Raw genomic sequence first — 13407 nt, forward strand, 5'->3', positions numbered from 1 at the left:
TCAGGACAAAATTACCAGGTCTACGTCATTTTCCGACAGGGCTTTCAATAAGCCGTTGAAAACGCCTGTGCGCAAAATGATCCGCCAGAGTTTAATATGTGGTTTGCCGATGCAGACGGTCGTGATTTTTTTAGTTTGAATTTCATGGATAATGGCGCGGGCAATGTTCTCTTCTTTCACCTGCAACACTTCCGCCCCCAACTCCGTCGCATTTTGAAAGTTATTGATCAGGTGACGTTGAGCCGCCAGTGATATTTTATCCGTCGATTCCCTGGCGGTCTGTACATAAAGTACATACCATTTGCTGTTGTAATAAGAAGCCAGCCTCGCCGTTTTGCGGATAATGTGCTGCGCGATAAGATGGTTCGACGAAATGCAGGCCAGCAGCCGTTCGTGGCGCCAGGGTTTTTCTTTGGCCGTTACTTCATAGTCAACCTTACGCTCTACCTGGCCTGCCACTTCTTTTAAGGCCAGCTCGCGTAGCTGAAGGATTTTATCGGGTTTAAAAAAGTTTTGTAACGCCTGTTGTACTTTACTCGCATCATAGATCTTCCCTTCTTTCAACCGTGTGATGAGGTCGTCTGCGCTGAGGTCGATGTTCACTACTTCATTGGCGATCTGCAGCATTTTATCCGGAATACGCTCTTTCACTTCCACGCCCGTGATCGTTTTCACATCCTGGTTGATGCTTTCGATGTGTTGTATGTTCACGGCAGAAATAACATCGATACCGGCCTCGAGAATATCCATCACGTCCTGCCAGCGCTTGGCATTTTTACTGCCGGGGATATTGGTATGCGCCAGTTCATCCACGATCACCACAGCCGGATGCAACAGCAGGATGGCCTGTACATCGAGCTCTTCGAGTTGTTTGCCTTTATAGAATACTTTTCTGCGGGGAATGACGGGCAAGCCTTCCACCAGCGCTTCCGTTTCCACCCGGCCGTGCGTTTCCACATAACCGATTTTTATGTTGACACCGTTGCGCAGCAGGTTATGTGCTTCCTGGAGCATGCGGTAAGTTTTACCCACGCCCGCACTCATGCCGATATAAATTTTTAGTTTGCCCGTCATATAGTGTTATTAAAAACTCACCGCCGCAGAGAAAGTAATGGTGGTTGTGTTATCGGTTGCTACGCCATCTTTTGAAAAAATAGCGTCTTTGCTTTTCAGCCATCGTCCTTCTGCCCGCAAGGCGAGATTGGAAAAAGGCAGATAGTCGGCATTGAATGAAATACCGGATGTCCTGAATCCGTCCGGCGTTCCGGTGGCAATGATCACTCCGTTTTTGTCTTCGTAATACTCCCCGCGCAGGGCGAATGCCCATTTCGCTACAGGCGTGAACCGCAATATGCCAACCGGCGAATACCAGGTGTTCATTTCACTTCCGCCTTTGGCTTTTTGTTCGGTACCTATATCCAGTCCTGCAGTAAAGCCCCATTGATCAGAAAATTGAAAGATGCCATAAACATTGTGAAAGAGCCGGTTCAACCTGACGGAATCGGGTTTATCAGAACCATAGAAGGTACTGTAGTTAAGCGTGAGCTTACTGGCCGGCTTATACGTCACCTGTGTTCCCCAATTCATTTTTGAATTGGCATCCACGCGTTTGATGCGCTGCCACCCATTCAGCGCAAGGGCACTGAATGTCCATTTACCATCATTGGTGCCATAAGTCAGTTTGGCGCCGCTTTCATAATAAGGAGAGTTTTCCGCCATCAGACTCCGGGTCAATGCCCAGCAGTCTTTGCTCACCGCGCTTTCAAAACCTATATGTGAGGGGAAAATGCCGATGTCGAACCAAAGATTATGTTTTGTACTGAGCTTGTATCCGGCATTGGCCTCGAAAATATTTTTCATCACGCCGGTCTCCGCAGCATAGTTGGCATTGATATACGTACCCGCTGCCAGGGCAATATTGGCTCTTACGCGTTCGGTATTGTACGCCGCCTTTATATAAGCCAGGTTGGCCGTGAATTCATTATGCCTGTTATGGCTGTACAAAAATCCGGGGCGATTGTTATCCGCCGGTTTATTGAAATCATAGCTATAGTATGCTTCTGCGTAGCCGCTGATAGTCAAGGGAGAAGTTTGCCTGGTAGTATCCTGCGCTGCACCTGCCAGTGATAATAAAAGGGCAGCACTTGTCATCCTGAGTTTCATGTTTAATTTATTTTAATTCGTCGAGTGCAATATTGAGTTGGAGCACGTTAATTTTTGATGGTCCGAATACACCAGCCAGCGGTGCCTCGGTGTGCGCATCGACCAGAGATTTTATTTTCTCTTCTGCAAGGCCACGCGCCGCGGCTATTCTTTTTACCTGGATGAATGCGGATGCGGGTGATATGTGCGGGTCCAGACCACTGCCCGATGCCGTTACCATTTCCGCCGGAATGTCTTCTTTTCTTATCCCGGGATTATGCACCAGGAAGCTGTTGATGCGATCTTGTACGAGTTGGAGGTAATCGGGATTAGACGGGCCTTTGTTGGATCCCGCCGAACCCGCCGCATTGTAATCAGCCGCGCTGGGACGTCCCCAGAAATACTTGTCTTGCGTGAACTTTTGTCCCACATTGGAATAACCCACTACTTTGCCATTGACCTTTTCTGTCTGGCCTTTGCCGACGCCCGGTGTCAGTTTGCCTACGGCAGCGATCACCAATGGATAAACAACAGCACACAACACGATCATGACCAGCGTGAGACGAAGTGATATTGAAAGATTCTTTTTCATGTTTATATTTTTTAATGCTTACATAAATAAACCAAGCAGCATATCGATCAGCTTGATGCCGATGAAAGGAACGATCACGCCACCCAAACCGTAAATGAGCAGGTTTCTTCTGAGCAATGCCGAAGCGCCGATGGGTTTATAACTCACGCCTTTCAATGCGAGTGGTATCAGCATCGGTATGATGATGGCATTGAAAATAACCGCTGAAAGAATCGCCGACTCCGGGCTCTTCAATCCCATGATGTTGAGCGATTGCAATGCCGGTATGGCGGCAATGAACAGCGCCGGAACGATCGCAAAGTATTTGGCCACGTCGTTGGCAATGGAAAATGTTGTAAGCGTACCACGGGTGATCAGCAGCTGCTTACCGATTTCCACCACTTCGATCAGTTTGGTAGGATCGTTGTCGAGGTCCACCATATTGCCGGCTTCTTTGGCGGCCTGCGTGCCGCTGTTCATCGCCACGCCAACATCCGCCTGTGCCAATGCGGGTGCGTCGTTGGTGCCGTCGCCCATCATGGCCACGAGTTTACCGGCGTTCTGTTCTTTTTTGATGTAATTCATTTTATCCTCGGGTTTTGCTTCCGCGATAAAATCATCCACACCGGCTTTTTCGGCAATGTACTTTGCGGTCAGGGGATTGTCGCCGGTTACCATTACCGTTTTCACACCCATTTTACGTAAGCGCTGAAAGCGTTCCTGAATGCCGGGTTTGATGATATCCTGCAGTTCGATTACACCTTTTATCTTATTGTTAACGGCTACCACCAGCGGGGTGCCGCCATTTTCCGCAATCGATTTTACTTTTTGTTCGGTAGTGTGAGACACTGTGTGTCCCGCCTGGATCGCCATTTGGCGGATAGCATCGAATGCCCCTTTCCGGATTTTATTACCATCAGGTGTGTCCACACCGCTGCTTCTTGTTTCTGCCGTGAATTGTACGAACTGCGATCCTGCTGCTGCCTGCGCATTCACGCCTTTGGCATGTGCCAGCTCCACAATAGATTTTCCCTCGGGTGTATCATCCGATAAAGAACTCAGCAAAGCTTTTTGGATAAATTCATTTTCATCTTCCGTTTCCGTTGCGTAAAAGTGGGTGGCTTTGCGATTGCCGATTGTGATGGTGCCGGTTTTATCAAGCAACAATACATCTACGTCGCCTGCGGTCTCCACCGCTTTACCGCTTTTTGCTATTACGTTTGCCCGGAGTGCCCTGTCCATACCCGCGATACCAATAGCAGATAACAAGCCGCCGATGGTGGTGGGAATAAGGCAGACAAAGAGTGAAATGAAAGCAGCGATTGTGATCGGCGTGTTGGCATAGTCAGCAAAAGGCTTCAGCGTCACGCACACGATAATGAAGATCAGGGTGAACGATGCCAGCAGAATCGTCAATGCAATTTCGTTCGGCGTTTTTTGCCGGGATGCTCCTTCCACAAGTGCAATCATTTTATCAAGGAATGATTCGCCGGGTTGCGTGGTTACTTTCACAACAATGCGGTCGCTGAGTACTTTTGTTCCACCTGTAACGGAAGACTTGTCGCCACCTGCTTCGCGTATTACCGGAGCAGATTCGCCGGTAATAGCCGATTCATCGATGGTGGCGATGCCCTGGGTAATCTCCCCGTCCATCGGAATAATATCGCCTGCTTCGCAAACAAATTGATCACCGAGGTGCAGCATGGAAGAAGAGAGGATGTCTATTTTTCCATCTGATGTGATCTTTTTAGCCGGCGTTTCTTCGCGCGTTTTGCGGAGGCTTTCTGCCTGGGCTTTGCCGCGCGCCTCTGCCAATGCTTCCGCGAAGTTGGCAAAGAGAACGGTCAACAGGAGAATAGAAAAGATCACCCAATTATACCAGGCAGCGCCTTGCGAAAGATCACCGGTAATCAACTGATAAAGTGAAACGATCAACATGACGGCCGTGCCGATCTCTACGGTGAACATCACCGGATTTTTGATCATCAATCCGGGATGCAGCTTTACGAACGACTGGCGGATGGCCGTGTTGACGAGTGAAGGTTCGAAAAGACTTACTTTATTATGTTGTTTCATTATGCTTGTAATTAGCTGTTAGTATAAAGAGAAGTACTCCGCCAGTGGTCCGAGTGTCAATGCAGGGAAAAATGATAACGCATTGATGACAATGATCACGGCAAAGGTCATGATGCCGAAGGTCCAGGAGTCTATGCGGAGCGTACCCGGAGAATCGGGAATGAATTTTTTATTCGCCAGCAAACCGATGATGGCAACAGGACCGATAATCGGAATAAACCGCGCGAGGAGCAGGACGATGCCTGTCGTTACATTCCAGAACACATTGTTATCGCCCAGCCCCTCAAAGCCGGATCCGTTATTGGCATTGGCTGAGGTGTACTCGTATAACATTTCCGAAAAGCCATGATAGGATGGATTATTGAGCCAGCTTCCCGGCTTTACCGCCCACGCCATCTCCGGATGATGTGCTACCATATACGCGGCCAATGCCACAAATCCTTTTATGAGAAATGCCGACAGCAACGTAACCAGTGCAGCGATCTTCACTTCGCGGGCTTCTACTTTGTGGCCCATGAACTCCGGCGTTCGTCCTACCATCAACCCGGAAATAAAAACGGCAATGATGATATAAATGAGATAGTTTAATATCCCCACCCCGCATCCGCCATAAAAAGCATTGATCATCATGCCTAACAATTGCATCAGCCCGGAAACCGGCATGGAACTGTCGTGCATGGAATTCACAGAACCGGTAGAGATGATTGTGGTTACCGTACTCCAATAAGCGGATGCGGCGGGACCGAACCTCACTTCTTTCCCTTCCATGGCTCCCGTTGCCTGCGTGATGCCCATTTTTTCTATGGCAGGATTACCGCCTACTTCCGCCATGATCGTAGGAATGAGCAGGCAAAGCATGCCCAGCGTCATGATACCAAACAACACCCTGGCGAGTTTGCGCCTGTTCAAATAAAACCCAAGGGCAAAGAGCAATGCCACTGGTATCACTACCTGCATGACCATTTCCAGGATATTGGTAAAGTAATTCGGGTTCTCCAGGGGATGTGCAGAGTTGGTACCGAACCAGCCGCCACCATTTGTACCCAGATGTTTAATAGCGATCATACCAGCCGCCGGCCCGCGCGACACCTGCACAGAATCGCCCTGCAGGGTAGTGATCGTATCTTTTCCATCGAAGCTGGTGGGTGTGCCGTTGAAGGCAAGCAGCACCGCACCGATGATGCAAAGCGGTAATAAGATGCGGGTAATGGACCGCGTAAATAAGTTCCAGAAGTTGCCGAGGTTTTGCGTTGTCTTATGTTTAAGACCATTCAGCATGCCGGCAAGCGCAGCAATACCCGTGGCGGCACTTACAAATTGCAGGAAAGTGATCACAAATAACTGTGTGAAATAAGTAAGTCCCGATTCGCCGGAATAATGTTGCAGGTTACAATTGACAAGGAAACTGATAGCGGTATTAAAAGCAAGATCAGGTGTTTGCCCGCCATTGCCGTCAGGGTTCAGCGGGAGTTTATCCTGGAACACCAGCAACAACATGGCATACACCAGCCACAGCATGTTGATGGTGAGCATGGCTTTGAGAAACTGTTTCCAGTTCATCGGCTCTTTGGGATCGATGCCCGATACCCGGAAGAAGAAACGCTCCGCCGGGTTCATAAGATCCATAAAACTTTTTTCGCCGCTGAATACCCGCGCAATGTATTTGCCGAGGGGATAAGCCAGCAGCAGCGTCAATAAAAAGGTGAATACGACACCTGTAATTTCGCCGGTCATAAATCAGAATTTTTCAGGTTTGATCAATACATAAAGGAGATAGCCGAAGACAAACAGAGAGAGAATAAAGAGTAGGTTCATCATAGTTTTAAATTTTTTCAAACCAATCAATGCATTTATAAAAAAGTCCGAAAATGAGCAGGCCGGCTGCCAGAAGAATTACCGTGAGCATGAGCTGTTGTTTGAATGAAAGTGTTTGTTTCCACGGCTGGCATAAGGCAAAAGAGATACCGCCCGCTTTCTGTCAAAGCGATTAGCCCTTTAAGGAAATGAGGAGCAACCAGTTAAAGAATGCTGTCAGAAAAAGTGGAACTGTGCCGGCATAAAAAAACCTTCTCATTTTGAGAAGGTTTTTTTCATTTTGAGAAATCCGGTGATATCTGGTATTCTTCCATTTTGCGGTAAAGTGTGGCCAGGCCGATCTCGAGTAGTTTGGCAGCACGTGTTTTATTCCATTGCGTTGCCTGTAATATTTTTCGGATATGCTGTTGCTCTACCGCAGCGAGTGAAAGGCCGGCTGTTGAAACACCTGAATGTTGTTGTATCTCGAAAGGCAGATGTTCCGGGAGAATAAGCTGGTCATCCTGTAACACAAATGCTCTTTCGAGCACGTTCTTCAATTCACGGATATTTCCTTTCCAGGAATATTTTTTCAGTAAGGACATGGCTTCCGCACTGACGGCCGGTGCAGGCGCCTGATTTCTTTTGGCCAGTTGCTGAAGAAATACTTCAACGAGTGCCGGAATATCTTCTGTGCGTTCGCGCAGTGCGGGAAGTGGTATGCTGAATACATTGAGGCGATAATAAAGATCTTCGCGAAAACGTCCCTGCCCTGCCTCCGCTCGCAGGTCCCTGTTGGTAGCTGCAATGATGCGTACATCGGCCGATGAAACTTTTGTATCGCCGAGTTTGATGAACTGACCGTTTTCCAGCACGCGCAGCAGCTTTGCCTGCAGGTCGATGTGCAACTCGCCTATTTCATCCAGGAAGAGTGTGCCACCGTTGGCCATTTCAATCAATCCTTTTTTGTCTTTGTTGGCTCCCGTAAATGCGCCGGCTTTGTGCCCGAACAGTTCTCCTTCGAGCAGGTCTCTGGCAAAAGCGCTGCAATTGAGCGCGATGAAGGGCTGGTCTTTTCGTTTGCTGCTTTGGTGAATGGCATTGGCAAAAACTTCCTTACCCGAGCCGGTTTCTCCCAATAACAGTACAGTGGAATCGCCGGGGGCTATGCGTTTGGCGAGGTTGATTGCTGTTTGTATGCTTTTGCTTTGGCCAATGATGGTGTCAAATCTGTACTTGTCTGTCCATTCAAGTTTGACGGCATTCTTGCGGTTGAGCAGGGCCTGCTCTACGGCCTGGTGCAGCAGCGGAATGATGCGGTCGTTGTCATTTCCTTTTACGAGGTAATCAAACGCTCCTTTTTTCATGGCGTTTACCCCATCGGGAATATTGCCGAATGCGGTAAGCAAAATGATCTCCGTGCCGGGATATGCTTTTTTTACGGTTGCCACAAAATCAACGCCGTTGCCATCAGGCAGGCGTACGTCGCAGAGAATGACTTCGGGTTGCTGTTGTTGCAGTTGTATCGTTGCGGCTTTTATGGTAGAGGCTTCCGTAACCGAAAACCCTTCCAGCGCAATGATCCGGCCCAGCAATTTCCGGAGTTGTTCTTCATCGTCTATGATCAGAATGTTTTTCAAAGTCAAAATTCAAAAGCGCCATCGTGAAACGTCAATCGTCAATCGTGAATCGGCTGTTTCACTTATAACTTATTACTTAAAACCTAATACCTATGGCCGAAGCTTCGGCCCGAAGTATCGGGCGGCTGTTTAACCTTAAGCCCTACCCCTTATACCTTATACCTTACACCTTTCTATGGTTTCAACACCAACACCGACGGCGAATGCGACAACCACTCGCTTTGGGCCTCTACCGCTTTTTTCCAGCTTTCGAAGCTGATCAGCATCAGATCCTGCTGGCCGAGTTGGGCTTCGGTTATCGTCTCATCACCGGCGATCAGGATGCGTCCTGAAAGGTCTTGTTCCACCGACGTGATCGTATGACGTATTTCCGGATTCTGCGCAATGATGCCCGATGCGTCCTGCACGGTTACCAGGGCTTCGCTGTTGTGCATCAGCTTTTGTGCATAGATCAGCAGGAAACTATCGCTCATGGCAAAGAACGGAATATAAATGCGATTCACCTTTTCCATGCCCTTATCCAGGAAGATACCAACCGGCACTTTGGTGCCGCGGGTGATCTGGCGGATACGTTCGTCAAATACAGCGGTTTCAAACAAACCTTCCTTACCGGTGATTGTATCGTACAGACGTTCGGGGTTGATGATGCGGTTGGTGAACCCTAACAGTTTGCCCAGCAGTGTGCCTTCGAATACGGAATGTCCGGCACCAACCAGCAACAGATCGTATTGGCCGGAATTCGCTGTTCCGATGATCTCTCCTTCGATGTCGGATGTGGGTTTGAATAAATTAGCAACCGGAAGATTGAGGCGTTCTGCTTCCTGGCTGATCGGTTCAAAGTTATCTTTTTCCACTTCGGCCTGGTTAAACGCATTGAGTTCGGCACTTGAGGAAAGGTGAAGCGCCGTTACCGATGCCTGTGCAATATTTTTCCGGATAAGGCTATTGGCAAGCTTTAGCAGGGCTATACCTTTTTCCGGCGTACTGAATGACACCAATACATTATAGGTTCGCGGTTTTTCCAGGGGTGCTGTCGGATCGTCGGCCGATTTGGAACGGCTGAACCGGTTGATCAGATCGAGTGCAGGTCCGGTCATGAAAGTGGTTACCAGCGCCATGATCACCATCATGGCAAATACTTCTTTCGTCATTACGCCCAGGTCGTAACCGATGTTCAACACGATCAGTTCCATCAGTCCACGGGTGTTCATCAATGCACCCAAGGCAAGGCTGTCTTTCCAGCTTTGCCCTACGAATCGTGCAGCCAGCGCGCTTCCTACAAACTTGCCCACTACGGCTACCAATATGATCAAACCGCAGATTTTCCACAGATACGGGTCGTTGAGCAGGCCTATTTCCGTTCTCAAACCGGTGAATACAAAGAACAATGGCAGCAATAATACCATCGAAACGTCTTCCACCTTTTCAATAAAAATATTACGGAAGTTGGCGGTAGCCGGCATGATCATTCCCGCCATGAACGCGCCGAACAAGGCATGAATGCCGATCACTTCCGTTGCATACGAAGAAATCAGCAGGATGATAAAGAAGATGGCCACGGCAGGTTTGCCGAGTGATTCACGGTTGGAATATTTTTCTCCGAGTTTTTTCAAAAACGGTTGTACTACTTTGAGCATGATCACTACATAAGCACCTGCCATCAGGATTGTGTACACGGAGCTGTAAATAGATCCGGCTTTTACAATCGCGATAACCGCCGCCAGGATACACCAGGCAGTAATATCATCTGCTGCCGCACAGGTAATGGCTACCGTGCCCAGTCGCGTTTTAGACAACCCCCGTTCCTGCACGATGCGCGCGAGTACCGGAAAAGCGGTTATACTCATCGCAATACCGGTGAATAAGGAGAAGGAAAGGAAACGTATCCCCGGCGGGGCGAATTCTGTATATATGTAATAGGCCAGTGTGATGCCCAACGCAAAAGGGAATATGATACTGGCATGGCTCACCACAATAGCATCTTTGGCTTTATTGCGCAGCACTTTCAGATCGAGTTCCATTCCCACTACAAACATGAAAAGGATCAGGCCGATCTGGCTGAGGAATTGCAGGTTGGGAAGCGACTGTGGAGGAAAAAGAAAAGAGGAAAATCCCGGGAAATAAGTGCCGATAAAAGAAGGGCCTAAAAAAATACCCGCAATGATCTCCCCGATCACCGACGGCTGGCGGATTTTTTTGAAGAGGTAACCAAACACTCTTGCCACCACAATGATGGTGATGATCTGCAGCAACAGGATGGACAACGGATGCGTCAGGTTTTCCGAATAAGTTTGCTGAAACTGATCCCACGAAGACCCGGGCATTTTTGGCTTACGAAAGGCGGCCGTTCCCGACTCCAGCTTTTCACCGCGATGAATAATAAACCAGATCAATGCGGAGAAGCCCGCAATGGTCAATACATAAAAAGAGAGATTCCTGTACTTTTTCATGAGTGGTCGTTGAAACTGTGCGGCGCAGCATCGTCAGGTTTGTGCTCATCTTCTCCGGAAGCACGATTGTGGCGTAAAGATAAACTTTCCGGGTTGAGCTTAACATGAAAAAAGCGGCACCAGGACGGCACCGCTTCCGAGCAAAGATGGCTTATCTTTTTATCCGCCGATGCGTATTACGCCACCACTGTTTTTCCGTAGTTCGTCGGTCATCTTTTTTCGTTCTTCCGCAAATGCCGTTGCCGTCATCTTTTTGCCCTTGGTCGGCTCTTTCAGGGTTGAAGCAGTGGCTTTGGCATTTATCTCCACCGCGCGGTAGATTAATTTTCCGTTATTCATTTCAAGCTGCAGGATCATACCGGGCAATTGACCCTGCATCTCCGGACCGCCGGGCACAGGTATGTCCGTTGCATACCAGGCAATGGCCAGACTTGTATCGATGACCTCCTTGTTTTCCATTTTTCCGTTCTCCATGCGCATGCTCGTGCGTTTCATGATGCGTTCGGTCGTTGCTTTGCGGCAGGGATGTCCGAGGATGTCCATCGTTTCGTCACTCAGTTTCCATTTGGCCATTCTGATGCTGTCGGTAACCAGATAGGTTTTTTCAAACATTTCTTTCTGCTCAATACGCAGCCCTCTTTTAAAGTCACAAAAAATAATATCGCTGCTGCCCAAGCCCACCGTACGTATAGTTAACCCTCCGCCCGAACCCATATCTGGATCCTGGCTGTCGTCGGGCAACTGCAGGCTGGTCATCTGGTCGTTTTTAAAATTTACTTCAAGGCGATTGACACGCGGCTTGGATAACTGCCGTTCCAGTTCAGGGTTGCCGGCAATCGAGATCTGTGTCTGTAAGGTGCGTTCATAGATGATCCGGCCTTCTTTCTGTTGTGCATGAAGCGTGGTAGCCGCAAGCAACGTAATCGCCGGAATAAACAGTCGTTTCATATCGTTTTTTGTTTAAATAAATGGACAACAGCCTGTGGTATCTGTCAGGGTCCAAAGCTAAGTGCCGGTCTATTCCCAATAAGTTAAGGCACCTTGGTTTTAGGTTAATAAACGTTAATAATACTACCCCGCTCAAAGGCATTCCTTTACTTTTGATATATGAAAAAAACGGCGTGGTTGCTGGCACTGATCATTCCTGCTATCCTTGTGGTGGCGGGCTTCCAGGTCTACTGGCTGGCCGATACATTTCAACGTGAAAAAAAGACGCTTGATATAAAAGTCAATACCGCCTTCAGCGAAATGACACGCCAGATGCAGGATTCATCGATCCAGGCGAAGATCACCGGCATCATCAAAGACTCCAATCGCGTAGTGGTTCGTGCCACAAAATCTGCTGCGAGCACCAAGAAAACGCCCGGGCCGGCGGAAGCACGTGCAGCAAGGCTTGCCGCCGCCGTCAGCAAACAACTCCCTGAAGATTCTGTACGCGTGCGGGTGTCCGGCAATTCGGGTATGATCATCACTTTCCGCAAAACAGCTCAGTCAGATTCGCTGGGCACCGTATTCCCGCTGGATTCCATCAATCCGGATCACATCAAGCGCATCGTAATTACAAGCGGAGGTTCTTCGCCCGAAAACATTTCGCGGGCACTCGACTCTATAAAAAAAAGAACACAACTGAGAGCACTCAGCACCGACACTTTACGAAGATTGTTTCGCCGAACCAATACACCTTCGCGTGTACCCGGTAGCGTAACAGTAAGACCGGTTAAGTTTTCCTATCGCGACAGCGGATTCAACGGTGCCATCCGTATTGATTCTATTCTGTATGATACACTGCCGCTGAACCTGCTGGTGAACAAATTCAACCACAGGCTGGATTCCATGCAGGCCCGGGTGCCCTTTTCCATTCTCCATAAAAAGGAGCAGGACAGTACGGCTTATCCCATGATACCATCGTATGAGTTATCCGTTGGCAATACAACTCCCTACTTATTGAAACGATTGAGTCTGCCGATCGTGTTTTCAGTAGGTCTTGTTACCATCACGCTGCTCTCCTTCTTCCTGCTTTATGCGGGCCTCAAACGGCAGCAACGCCTGGCCGCTATCAAACAGGAGTTTATCAGCAACATCACACACGAACTCAAGACGCCGATCGCCACCGTGGGTGTAGCCATCGAAGCATTGCGCAATTTCAATGCACTCAACGATCCCGCCCGCACACGCGAATACCTCGATATCTCCCGCAACGAATTGCAACGTCTGTCACTGCTGGTGGATAAAGTCCTCAAGCTTTCCATGTTTGAGAAAAAAGAAATTGAACTGAGACCCGAGCTTGTCAACCTGCAGGAATTAGTGGAGGAAGTAGCGGAGTCCATGCGTTTGCAACTGGAAAAACAACAAGCGTCGCTTTCCATCGAAACCAGCGGCGAATGCACCATTACGGGCGACAAACTTCACTTGCAAAGCCTGGTGTTCAACCTGGTGGACAACGCACTTAAGTACAGCAGCGAACATCCGCAGATAACCGTTCGTCTTCAGGGTACTGAAAATGACCTGGCCCTTGAAGTGAGTGACAATGGCATCGGCATACCACCCGAATACCGGCAAAAAGTATTTGAGAAATTTTTCCGCGTGCCACATGGCGACACACACAATGCCAAAGGCCACGGACTCGGCCTGAGTTATGTGGCACAGGTGGTAGCCAAGCACAACGGCACCATCCATATTGAACCGGGGACCGGTGGTGGCACAAGATTCATCATCCATTTCCCAAAATAAAATG

The 13407-nt window shown here is 48.8% G+C and carries 10 protein-coding genes; 1 reads left to right on the plus strand and 9 read right to left on the minus strand.

Annotated features, from left to right (window positions below):
- From H608_RS20665 to H608_RS0100095, 9 genes are all read right to left on the minus strand, one after another.
- On the minus strand, positions 1-1074 hold the full coding sequence (locus H608_RS20665) for a histidine kinase (RefSeq protein WP_051267859.1): 1074 nt from the start codon (positions 1072-1074) through the stop codon (positions 1-3).
- Between the two features lie 9 nt (positions 1075-1083).
- Positions 1084-2163, minus strand: a complete 1080-nt coding sequence (locus H608_RS0100060; RefSeq protein ID WP_028785876.1) for a porin — start codon at positions 2161-2163, stop codon at positions 1084-1086.
- Positions 2164-2170: 7 nt separating this feature from the next.
- Complete coding sequence (locus tag H608_RS0100065) at positions 2171-2734, minus strand: K(+)-transporting ATPase subunit C (protein ID WP_028785877.1); 564 nt, start codon at positions 2732-2734, stop codon at positions 2171-2173.
- A gap of 18 nt (positions 2735-2752) precedes the next feature.
- Complete coding sequence (kdpB, locus tag H608_RS0100070) at positions 2753-4789, minus strand: potassium-transporting ATPase subunit KdpB (RefSeq protein WP_028785878.1); 2037 nt, start codon at positions 4787-4789, stop codon at positions 2753-2755.
- A gap of 18 nt (positions 4790-4807) precedes the next feature.
- Positions 4808-6523: a potassium-transporting ATPase subunit KdpA gene (gene kdpA, locus H608_RS0100075; RefSeq protein WP_028785879.1), complete on the minus strand. Its 1716-nt coding sequence runs from the start codon at positions 6521-6523 to the stop codon at positions 4808-4810.
- Between the two features lie 3 nt (positions 6524-6526).
- On the minus strand, positions 6527-6607 hold the full coding sequence (gene kdpF, locus H608_RS24885; RefSeq protein ID WP_162142831.1) for a K(+)-transporting ATPase subunit F: 81 nt from the start codon (positions 6605-6607) through the stop codon (positions 6527-6529).
- A 272-nt stretch (positions 6608-6879) separates the two neighbouring features.
- On the minus strand, positions 6880-8223 hold the full coding sequence (locus H608_RS0100085) for a sigma-54-dependent transcriptional regulator (RefSeq protein WP_342664834.1): 1344 nt from the start codon (positions 8221-8223) through the stop codon (positions 6880-6882).
- Between the two features lie 173 nt (positions 8224-8396).
- Positions 8397-10673, minus strand: coding sequence for a cation:proton antiporter domain-containing protein (locus H608_RS0100090; RefSeq protein WP_028785881.1), 2277 nt, complete (start codon positions 10671-10673; stop codon positions 8397-8399).
- A gap of 159 nt (positions 10674-10832) precedes the next feature.
- Positions 10833-11621 carry a GLPGLI family protein gene (locus H608_RS0100095; protein WP_028785882.1) on the minus strand — a complete coding sequence of 263 codons (789 nt, stop codon included), beginning with the start codon at positions 11619-11621 and terminating at the stop codon, positions 10833-10835.
- Positions 11622-11780: 159 nt separating this feature from the next.
- Between H608_RS0100095 and H608_RS23240 the strand changes: the two genes are divergently transcribed.
- Positions 11781-13403 (plus strand): sensor histidine kinase, encoded by a 1623-nt coding sequence (locus tag H608_RS23240; protein ID WP_051267860.1) that lies wholly within the window; start codon positions 11781-11783, stop codon positions 13401-13403.
- The last annotated feature ends 4 nt before the right edge of the window (positions 13404-13407 follow it).

This window comes from Terrimonas ferruginea DSM 30193 (assembly GCF_000425585.1).
Taxonomy (GTDB): Bacteria; Bacteroidota; Bacteroidia; order Chitinophagales; family Chitinophagaceae; genus Terrimonas; species Terrimonas ferruginea.